At 69.5% G+C, this 10,244-nt stretch carries 9 protein-coding genes; 8 read left to right on the plus strand and 1 reads right to left on the minus strand.

Features of this window, described 5'->3' with window-relative positions; genetic code table 11:
- Positions 1-44 precede the first annotated feature (44 nt).
- The 8 genes from ACFY2B_RS20630 (at position 45) to ACFY2B_RS20665 (ending at position 8,759) form a co-directional block, all read left to right on the plus strand.
- Positions 45-932 (plus strand): hypothetical protein, encoded by an 888-nt coding sequence (locus tag ACFY2B_RS20630; protein WP_390764533.1) that lies wholly within the window; start codon positions 45-47, stop codon positions 930-932.
- On the plus strand, positions 929-1,141 hold the full coding sequence (locus ACFY2B_RS20635; RefSeq protein ID WP_390764534.1) for a hypothetical protein: 213 nt from the start codon (positions 929-931) through the stop codon (positions 1,139-1,141). The genes ACFY2B_RS20630 and ACFY2B_RS20635 overlap by 4 nt, the downstream gene beginning before the upstream one ends.
- 257 nt (positions 1,142-1,398) lie before the next feature.
- Complete coding sequence (locus ACFY2B_RS20640) at positions 1,399-2,763, plus strand: glycoside hydrolase family 18 protein (protein WP_390764535.1); 1,365 nt, start codon at positions 1,399-1,401, stop codon at positions 2,761-2,763.
- 260 nt (positions 2,764-3,023) lie between these two features.
- Positions 3,024-3,428 (plus strand): hypothetical protein, encoded by a 405-nt coding sequence (locus ACFY2B_RS20645; RefSeq protein WP_390764536.1) that lies wholly within the window; start codon positions 3,024-3,026, stop codon positions 3,426-3,428.
- A gap of 617 nt (positions 3,429-4,045) precedes the next feature.
- Entirely contained in the window at positions 4,046-4,744 is a 699-nt protein-coding gene (locus ACFY2B_RS20650; RefSeq protein ID WP_390764537.1) for an SDR family oxidoreductase, read from the plus strand.
- Between the two features lie 399 nt (positions 4,745-5,143).
- Entirely contained in the window at positions 5,144-5,773 is a 630-nt protein-coding gene (locus ACFY2B_RS20655) for a cysteine hydrolase (protein WP_390764538.1), read from the plus strand.
- On the plus strand, positions 5,770-7,362 hold the full coding sequence (locus ACFY2B_RS20660; protein ID WP_390764539.1) for an aldehyde dehydrogenase (NADP(+)): 1,593 nt from the start codon (positions 5,770-5,772) through the stop codon (positions 7,360-7,362). Before ACFY2B_RS20655 ends, ACFY2B_RS20660 begins: the two co-directional genes overlap by 4 nt.
- Positions 7,363-7,490: 128 nt before the next feature.
- A complete protein-coding gene (locus ACFY2B_RS20665; protein WP_390764540.1) occupies positions 7,491-8,759 on the plus strand; it encodes an MFS transporter in 1,269 nt (422 codons plus the stop codon).
- Positions 8,760-8,869: 110 nt separating this feature from the next.
- Here ACFY2B_RS20665 and ACFY2B_RS20670 read toward each other — a convergent pair whose 3' ends face one another.
- Positions 8,870-10,210, minus strand: coding sequence for a cation:proton antiporter (locus ACFY2B_RS20670; protein WP_390764541.1), 1,341 nt, complete (start codon positions 10,208-10,210; stop codon positions 8,870-8,872).
- Positions 10,211-10,244 lie beyond the last annotated feature (34 nt).

Here is a 10,244-nt window from a genome sequence, read left to right on the forward strand (position 1 = left end):
ACCGGCTGTGCCGTGCCTTCGTCGAGGTCCTCGGTCGGCTCGACGTGGCGGTCCTCGCGCTGGAGGACGTCCACTGGGCCGACGAGGCGACCCTCGAATTCCTGCTGTTCCTGGTCTCCCGCCGACCGCAGCCGGTCAGCGTGGTGCTGCCCTTCCGGCGGGACGAAGTGCCGCCGGACTCCCTGCTGTTGTGGCTGTCCTCCCGGCTGCCCTCCGACGCCCGTCCGGTCAGGCTGACGCTGGGGCCGCTGGATGTCGGTGAGACCGCCTCGTTCGTCTCGTCGATGTTGGCCGGCGGGCATGTTTCGAGCGAGTTCGCGGCGTTTCTGCGCGCACGCACCGAGGGCGTACCACTGGCGGTGGAGGAATCGGTGCGGCTGATGCACGACCGGGCCGATCTGATCCGCCGGGACGGCGGGTGGGCACGGCGCCGACTGGACCGTATCGAGGTTCCGCAGCCGATCCGCGACCACATGCTCGAACGCGTCCAGCGGCTCAGGCCCGACACCCGCACTGTCCTTTACGCGGTGTCGGTGCTGTCCGGCCCGGCCGACCACGCGACGCTGCGCGCGGTCACCGGGCTGCCGGAGGAGCGGTTCGCGGGGGCTGCGGCCGAAGCGCTCGACTGCGGCCTGCTGCGCTCCTACGGCCTGCCGGCGAAGTCGGCCCGGTACACGTTCGAGGCGAAGACCAACGACGTCAGGACGGTCTGGGAGTACACCTCCGCCGAAGCGGCCAAGGATGACGCCCCCGAGCTGAGCCCGTGCATGGGTGACGTGGTCGGCAGCAACGAAGCGGCCTGCCGGGAGCCGCTGATCTTCCTGCGCTACGACTTCGATCTGGCCCTGGACAACACCGTCAAGGCCGGGGAGAACCACGAGATCACCGTCGTCGGCACTACCAGCCACGCCTCACCGCCCTGCCCAAGGTGACCTCCCTCAAGGCGGAGACCACCTTCGACGGGGGCGGCACCTGGCAGCCGGTGACCACGAGGGCCGCTGGAAAGAACACGTTCACCACAACGATCAAGAACCCCCGGCGGGACCAGGCCGCCAAGGGCGTCGGACTGCGGGTCAGCGCGACCGACAGCCAGGGCAACACCGTCAGGCAGACCATCGCCACGGTGTACACGCTGCGCTGACGGCACCCACACACGGCTGACAGGACGGGGCGGGACCGAGTCTCGCCCCGTCCGCCCGTCCCCACCCGGGCCGGACGGAGCCCTGCCGACAACCCGGATCCGACACCGCCAAGCCGTGGCGGGACCCGTCAACGAGTACCCCCGAGCAAGCTGACGGCCCGGCAAAACCCCAGATCACAGCCACTGAATCCCTTTTGAGGCACTACCGGGCCGCGGCACTCTTGACGGCAATGGTCCATACCAATACGTTCCCACCCATGCGAAGAACCCTGGGAAGACTGGCCGTTGCCACCTGCTCCCTGTCTCTGCTCGCCGTCCTCGCCCCGGCGGCCCACACGGCCGTCGCCGCCGAGTCGCACGCCGCCACCGCCACCGCCACCGCCACCGCCAAGTACGGCAAGCGCGTGGGCTACTTCACGCAGTGGGGCGTGTACGGCCGCGACTACCAGGTCAAGGACCTGGACACGAGCGGTCAGGCAGCCAGGCTCACGCACATCAACTACGCCTTCGGCAACGTGAACGCCGACGGCGAGTGCTTCACCGGGAACGTGCCGGGCGAGGCCGACGCCTGGGCCGACTACGCCCGCCCCCTCGACGCCGAGAACTCCGTGGACGGCGTAGCCGACACCGACACCCAGCCGCTCGCCGGCAACTTCAACCAGCTGCGAGAACTCAAGGCGAAGCACCCCGGTCTCAAGGTGCTGATCTCACTGGGCGGCTGGAGCTGGTCGACCCACTTCTCCGACGCCGCCCTGACCCCCGCCTCACGCAAGAAGTTCGTGGCGTCCTGCATCGACCTGTACATCAAGGGCAACCTGCCGGCCGACGGCGCGCGCGGTGGCGCGGGCTCGGCCGCCGGGCTGTTCGACGGTGTGGACCTGGACTGGGAGTGGCCCGGTTCGCCGGGTGACACGGACACCGTCCACCGGCCCGAGGACAAGCAGAACTTCACCGCCCTCGTGCACGAGTTCCGCACCCAGCTCGACGCGTACGCCAAGAGCCGGGCGCCGCGCGGCAAGAAGGCCAAGCACTACGACCTGTCGGCGTTCGTGCCGGCCGCGCCGGGCGCGATCGACGCCGGGTTCGACATCCCGCGCATCATGCGGGACGTCGACTTCGTGAACCTCCAGGGGTACGACTACCACGTGTCGGGCCAGGCCACGACGGCCCAGCAGTCGGCTCTGTTCGCGCCGGGCGACTTCAGCGTGGACCAGACGGTCCGGGACTGGGTGCGCAGGGGCGCCCAGCCGCGCAAGCTGGTGGTCGGCATGCCGTTCTACGGGCAGGGCTGGACCGGGGTCAGCGGCGGCGGCGACGGTCTCGGCCAGCCGGCCACCGGTCCGGCGAAGGGCACGTACGCGGACGGCTCCGAGGACTACAAGGTCCTCAAGGGCCTGGCCGCCTCCGGTACGTACACCGTGCACCGGGACCGCCGGAACGGCAGCGCGTGGCTCTTCGACGGCACGACGCTGTGGACGTACGACGACCCGCAGGTGCTGAAGACCAAGGCGGCCTACACCCGCAAGCTGGGCCTGGGCGGCGCGATGTTCTGGTCGCTGGACGGCGACACGGCCGACGGCGAGCTGACGGCGGCGGTGGACAAGGGACTCAACGACCGCTGATCGACTACCAGATGACCGGGCCCGGCACACACACCAATGTGCCGGGCCCGCGCGCATGATCTGCCCGCCCCTCCTCCGACTCCTTGGGCTGCTCATGCCGCTGTCGCACGCGGAAGAGGCCAAGAAGGCGAATCAACAACCCCGTAGGCATGAATTCGGGTGGGCCGACAAGCCGCCACCTCCGCACTCGAATGAGGGATTTACCGCTTCTGACACTCCTGCCAAGCTGACATCAGCCGCATGAGACCAGGAGAAGGTGAATGCTCGCAACTGGAAAAATTTGGCGTCGCCTCGGGCGCGTCGGATCAACGGTACTGTGCGTCGCAACCATCGCCGTGGCCCAGGCAACCCCGGCAGCCGCCGCCACGAAGAAGGTGCATTTCACCTTCAACTATCGTCTTGAAGGTCAGAAGTGGGACCAGAAGTACGGCGCCTCGACCTTCACGGTGACCTCCTGCGATCGTAGAAATCATGCGTCGTTCCACGTGAATCTGGTCCGCTCGCTATGGGGCAAGGACAACGTCATGACGGGTTCCACCCTCAAGTGCGCCAAGGGTCAGCGAGCCGACTTCGGTAAATATCCCGCAGGTACTTACTACCTCGTCTTCACCAAGGCCGACGACGGCGAGTGGAGCGAAGGAACAGGACTCGTCACTCACTCCTGAGGCATGCGCACGCCGCGTGCGGTGTCCTCGTCGGCCTGCGCCTGCTCTGCGGTTACGGGCTGCACCTGCGGAGAATGTCAGCCGTCCAGCGCAAGGGCTTGTCATGTACCGCGGCAGGATGAGCACGTTGCTTCGTCCCGCCTGCCGGACGCTCACCAACGCGTTCGCCGCGCTGCGGCTATTACCGATGAGCGACCGCGCCAAGAACGCGGACATTCTCACCCTGCGCCATCGGACCCGCCACCGTACTGCGCTCGCACCGCACGGTCCCGCTCCCCGCAGGGCGGCGAGGGCGATCCCTCCTCCGTGGGCCAAGCGACCCCCTTCCCCGACGAGCGACCCGGCAAGGCCGTACCCGATGGATCCCCTCGGGCCGTCCGCCGCCCTGGGCGCTGCTCCCGTCGGCCCGCGCTTGACAAGGAGGACGGTCGACGTAGTCTGGATGATGAACTTAATCCAGAGTGGGAACGTCCCTCGCCGTCGGCACCACGGGCTGAGCCACCGCGAGTCGCCTGTCCGCGGAGGCATGACCGCTCTCACGCCCGAGATCCGGCCGGCCGCCCATGCAGCCGAAGGCGGAAGCCGTGCCGGATCGCTGGACAGCGAAGGAATGAACGATGGACATCAAGGGATCGGTCGCGCTGGTCACGGGGGCCAATCGAGGCATCGGCCGGGCGTTCGCCCGTGCACTGATCGAGCACGGTGCGAGCAAGGTGTACGCGGGTATCCGTGACCCAGCGGCAGTCGTGGACGAGGACCTCACCCCGCTGCGGCTGGACGTCACCAGTCCGGAGCAGGTCGCCGAGGCCGCCGCCCTCGCCGGTGATGTCTCCATCGTGATCAACAACGCGGGCGTCGGCGGCGCGGGCACCAATCTCTGGGACGGCTCGTTCGACGGTGCGCGCCAGGCGATGGAGGTCAACTACTTCGGCACATGGACCGTTTCGCGCGCATTCGCCCCAGTCCTCGCCCGGAACGGCGGGGGCGCACTGGTGAACATGCTGTCGCTGGCCTCCTGGGTCGGCCAGCCCGGCTTCCCCGGCTACGCCGCCTCCAAGGCGGCACAGTGGTCCCTGACGGACGCCCTGCGACAGGCACTGCGCGAACAGGGCACCCTGGTGGTCGGGGTCCACGCCGGTTTCGTGGACACCGAGCTAAGCGCCTGGGTGACCGATCCGAAGATCAGCGCGGTCGACGTGGCCGAGCAGACCATGCAGGCCCTGGCGCACGACCTGGGCGAAGTCCTTGCCGACGAGGCGACCAAGCAGGCCAAGGCCGCTCTGTCGCAGCCACTCGAACGCGAGCCCCGCGCCTGAAATCCCGGCCTGCCCGGCGTGGCGCACGCCCCGGTGAGGCCCCCGCGCGGCCGTCACCCACGACGAGCACGAGAAGCGCACCGGTGAGGAAGACCCGAACCGGCCCGACCGGTACGCGCAGTACCTGGTGAACGAGCCTCACGGGGGCGGCACCGCCCCCGTGAGGGCTCCCGCAGACGGAGCATCGGGCGACAGCGGCCCTTTCTTCCGCGGATCTCTTGCGGCCGCATCACGACCCTTTCGCGGCGCAGACGGCCACGTCGACCGGCAGGGACTGGGCGGCCACGCGATGCCGCGGACCCCTTACCGGAGATCTTCCCGGCTCCCCGTTTGACTTTCAGGATGATGAAGATAATCCTGAATCTAGATGTTTCTTATCATCCAGCTTTCGGAGGAGCCATGTCCGAGACCTACGACCCCCGCCACACCGCGGTTCTGATGATCGACCCCTTCAACGACTTCATCTCCGAGGGCGGCAAGGTCTGGCCGCACCTGAAGCCCGTGGCGACCGAGGTCGGTCTGCTGGACCACCTGCGCTCGGTGGTCGGCTCGGCCCGGGAGACCGGTGTGCGCGTGATGTTCGTGCCGCACCGCCGCTGGGAACCGGGCGACTACGACGCCTGGGACTTCCCGAGCCCCTCGCAGCGCAAGATCCAGAAGATGCACCACTTCGCCCGGGGCTCCTGGGGCGGGGAGTTCCACCCCGACTTCCAGCCGCAGCCGGGCGACGTGGTGGTCCACGAGCACTGGGGGTCGAGCGGGTTCGCCAACACCGACCTGGACTTCCAGCTCAAGCAGCACGGCATCACCCACGTGGTGCTCGTGGGCCTGCTGGCCAACACCTGCATCGAGGCCACCGCGCGTTTCGCCACGGAGCTGGGCTACCACGTGACGTTGGTCCGGGACGCCACCGCCGCCTTCCTCCCTGAGATGATGCACGCCGCCCATGAGCTGAACGGCCCCACCTTCGCCCACGCCATCACCACCACGGACGAGATCACCGCGGCGTTCAGGGGGGCGCGGTCATGACACCGGCCGGAGACCTGTTGACCGGGGACCTGCTGATCGGAGCGGCCCGGGTGCCCGCCACCGAGGGCACGATGAAGGCACTCAACCCCGCCACCGGCGAGGTCATCGAGCCCGAGTTCGCCTTCGGCGGCACGGCCGAAGCCGACCGCGCGGTCCGCCTGGCCGACGAGGCGTTCGACAGTTACAGCCACACCGGACTGGCCGAGCGGGCCGCGTTCCTCGAACTCATCGCGGACAAGCTCGAAGCGGTCAGGAACGAGCTGGCCGAACGTGCGTCGCTGGAGACCGGACTGCCCGCCGCCCAGTTCGAGGGGGAGACCCTGCGCACGGCTGCGAACTTCCGCAAGTTCGCGACCGTCGTGCGTCAGGGCCGGTTCCTCCAGGCGGCCCTCGACCCCGCCCGGCCGGACCGGCAGCCCACCCCACGCATGGACCACCGGCTGCAGAAGGTGGCCCTCGGACCCGTGGCGATCTTCGGCGCGAGCAACTTTCCCATCTCCTACTCGGTCGCCGGCGGCGACACCGCGTCGGCGCTGGCCGCCGGCTGCCCCGTCATCCTCAAGGCGCACAACGCCCACCCCGGGGCCGCCGAGATCCAGGGCCGCGTCATCCAGCAGGCCGTCGCCGAAGCGGGACTGCACGAAGGTGTCTTCTCGCTGATCCGAGGGGCGGGCAACGAGATCGGCGAAGCACTGGTGGACCACCCCCTCGTCCGGGCGGTCACCTTCACCGGGTCCGAGGGCGGCGGCATAGCCCTGTACCGACGGGCCCAGCAGCGTCCCGAACCCCTTCCCGTGTTCACCGAGATGACCAGCGTCAACCCGACCTTCGTCCTGCCCGCCGCGCTGGCGGCCCGCGGCGCGGAGATCGGTGCCGGTCTCGCCCAGCGCGCCCAGTACAACGTCGGGCAGGCGTGCCTGAAGCCCGCCGTCCTCCTCGCCGTCGAAGGGCCGGGATTCGACGAACTGCGGGACGCGGCAAGGGCCGAGGTGGAAAAGACCGCCGCGCGGACCATGCTCACCCCCGGCATCCACGACGCCTACATCGGCAACGTGCGGCGGATGCAGGAGCGCGACGCCACCCGGATCGGCGCCGGACCGGCACCACTGCGCGCAGGGGAAGGCCAGTCCCTGCTGTACGAGGTGACCGGAGAGCAGTTGCTGGCCGAACCGGCCCTGCGTGAAGAGGTGTTCGGCCCCGCCGTCCTGCTGGTCCGGCTGGCCGGACTGGACCAACTCCACGAGGCGGCCCGCGCCTTCAGAGGACAGCTGTCGGCCACTCTCCACGCCGACCCGAGCGACCACACCGCCGCCGCGGAACTCCTGCCGGTTCTGGAGCGCCGTACAGGACGGATCGTGATCAACAACTTCTCGATGCCGCAGGAGGTGTCCTTCGCGTCCGTCCACACGGGGCCGTTCCCGGCCACATCGGACCCCCGCTTCACCTCCGTCGGAATGACCGCGATCGAACGATTCCTGCGCCCCGTCACCTACCAGAACTTCCCCGACGACCTGCTGCCCGAGCCGCTGCGCGAGGCCAACCCGCTGCACCTGTGGCGCCTCGTCGACGGCGAACTCACCCGCCGCTGACCCACCCGATCCACACCTCGCAGGGGCCCCTGGAATTCGCCGTCCCACCTGGGCCCCTGCTCCCTCCCCCCCTCTCCCCTTCCCTCCTTCCCCCCTTTCCCCACTCCCCGACTCCGTAGGAAGCCGCTGTGAGTGCACAGTCCACCGTCCCGGGCGTGAAGCGCGGCACCGTCCCCGTCTTCGCGACCGCCACCGCCATCGCCGTCGCCAACATCTACTTCACCCAGCCGCTTCTCGAACAGATCGCACGGGACCTGCGCATCTCCTCCTCGGCCGCCGGCATCATCGCGACGGCCGGCCAGATCGGCTACGCGCTGGGCATCATCGCGATCGTCCCCCTCGCCGACCGCGTCCGGCTGCGCCGCCTGACCACCATCCTGCTCGCTGTGACCGCGCTGGCCCTGCTCGCCGGAGCACTGGCGCCCTCGATCGCGCTGCTGGGCCTTGCGACCTTCGTCCTGTCGACCACCACAGTGGTCCCGCAGGTCATCATGCCGACCATCGCGTCGATGTCCGCCCAGGGCCGGACCGGCCGGGCCCTGGGTGCCATCGGCACCGGACTGACGCTGGGGGCGCTGCTCTCCCGTACCGTCTCCGGGGCTCTCTCGGAGGTGACCGGGACGTGGCGCGTCGACTACTTCGCCGCCGCGCTGGCCACAGGCTGCCTGCTGCTCGTCCTGCCCCGCTACATGCCGGAGCGCAGCCCGGCCGCCGGTGCGACAACGACCGGCTATCTGAAGCTGCTTGCTTCCATCCCGCCGCTCGTCCTGCGCCATCCCGCGCTGCGGCTGTCCGCCCTGCTCGGCTCGATGAGCTTCGCGGCCTTCTCGTCGTTCTGGGCCACACTCGCCTTCCACCTGTCCGAGAAGCCCCTCCAGCTCGGACCGGCCGCGGCAGGACTGTTCGGCCTCAGCAGCGTGCCCGGCGCTCTGGCGGCCCGCTACTCCGGCCGGCTCTCCGACCGTTACGGCCCCGACGCCGTCAACGCGATGGCGCTGGCCTCCGCCGGCACCGCCTTCGTGGTCTTCCTGCTCGGCGGCGAGTCCTTGGCGGCCCTGATGATCGGCTGCAATCTGCTGGGCTACGGCACCACGAGCGCCCAGATAGCCAACCAGACCCGTGTGTTCACGGGTCCCGCCGGCATCCGTGCCCGGCTGAACACGGTCTACATCTTCTCCCTGTTCGCCGGCGGGGCGATCGGTTCGGCCGTCGGCATCGCCGTGTTCGAGGCCCGTGGCTGGACGGCGATGGTCTGCATCGGCATGGCGTACCTCGCCGTCGGGGCTCTGCTCCTGACGGGCCACGCCCATGCGAAGCGCCGTACGTCCGCGGCGCCTTCCGCCGAGCCGGAGCTGAGCCCCGCGCGCCCCGCGTCGGCCGTCTCCGAGCGCCGGTAGGTCCTCCGCGAGCACGCACTGGCGGGGCCGAGTGGGCTGGGAACCAACCGCTCGGCCCCACCGTGCGCAGGTGTCCGTACCGGTCGCGTGCCCGCCGCCCGGCACCTGTCCTACGGCTGCGGCGTCGGCTCGGTGTCCGGCATGGGAGGCTGCCCGGAGCCGGGGCGGGCACCCGCTGTCTTGTCGCCGTCCCCGCGGGATCCGGAGGGCGCGTCAGGGGAGGCGTCGGCCGGGCGGTGCAGCGGGCCGATCAGCGGCCCGGCGGCCGCCGTGGTGAAGAGTGCCATGATGACGAGCAGCGCGTAGAGCCGCGGGCCGATCACTCCGGCCTGCAACCCCACGTTCAGCACGATGAGTTCAGTGAGACCTCGGGTGTTGAGCAACACGCCGATCAGCAGCGAGTCCCGCCACGGCAGACGGGCGCTGCCCCGGGCGGACAGCGCGCCGGCGGCCACCTTGCCGACCACCGCGACGATGCACAGCACGACAAGGAGCAGCAGGTCGGAAGCGTGCAGTCCGCTGAGCTGCACCGACATTCCTGAGATGGTGAAGAACACCGGCAGCAGCAGGCCCCCGGTCTCCTGCAAGGGCCGCAGTACCTGGCTGTCCGGAGCACCGTCGCGCTGGCGGGGCATGATGATGCCGGCCAACAGCGCACCGAAGATCACGTGCAGCCCGAGCGCGCTGGTGGCCCAGGCCGAGGCCAGTGTCAACGCGGTGGCGATGGGGACAGGGTTGGTCAGCAGGGCGCCGGGCCGGTTCATCCACCACACCAGCACGCGCCGCACGCCGAAGATCATTACCAGTAGATAGGCCGCCAGCAGCGCCATCCTGGTGAACCAGTCCCCCAGGGAGCCGCCCTCGCCGCCGATGAGGCAGACGGCGAGCACGGGCCAGCTCAATGCGTCGATGACGCCGGCGGCTGCCATCGCGATCGTGGCCGGCCGGCTGCCGGCCAACCCCTGGTCCCTGATGATGCTGGCCAGGACGGGAACCGCCGTGATGGACAGGGCGACTGCCATATAGAGGGTGAAGGTCGCGTCGATCGGGTGACCGCCATTGACGGAGCGGAAGCTTCCGGGAAGGAGCACGACGATGCCGGCCCCCATCAGCATCGGCAGCGCGAACGCGCTCAACGAGACGGTGGTCACCGCGCGGTGGTGGCGAAGCTGGCCGAGATCGAGTTCGTAGCCGACGGCGAAGAGGAAAAGCGCCAGCGCCACTTGTGCCAGCGCCGTCAGAATCGGCTTGATCTGCTCCGGGAAGAGAGTGTCGTACATTCCGCCCGGTGCCAGTCCGAGCAGACTCGGGCCGAGTGCGATCCCGACGAGCAACTGCCCGACGACGGGTGGCTGACGGAGCTTGCGGGCCGCTGCCCCCAAGGCCCATGAGGCCGTGATCACCAGCGCGAGAGCTGCGACGACGTGAGTGACCATGGAGTCGGTGCTCACCGGCATCCCCTTTTCGGCAAGTGCTGCGTTCCGT

It is taken from the genome of Streptomyces sp. NPDC001270, from assembly GCF_042896695.1.
Taxonomy (GTDB): Bacteria; Actinomycetota; Actinomycetes; order Streptomycetales; family Streptomycetaceae; genus Streptomyces.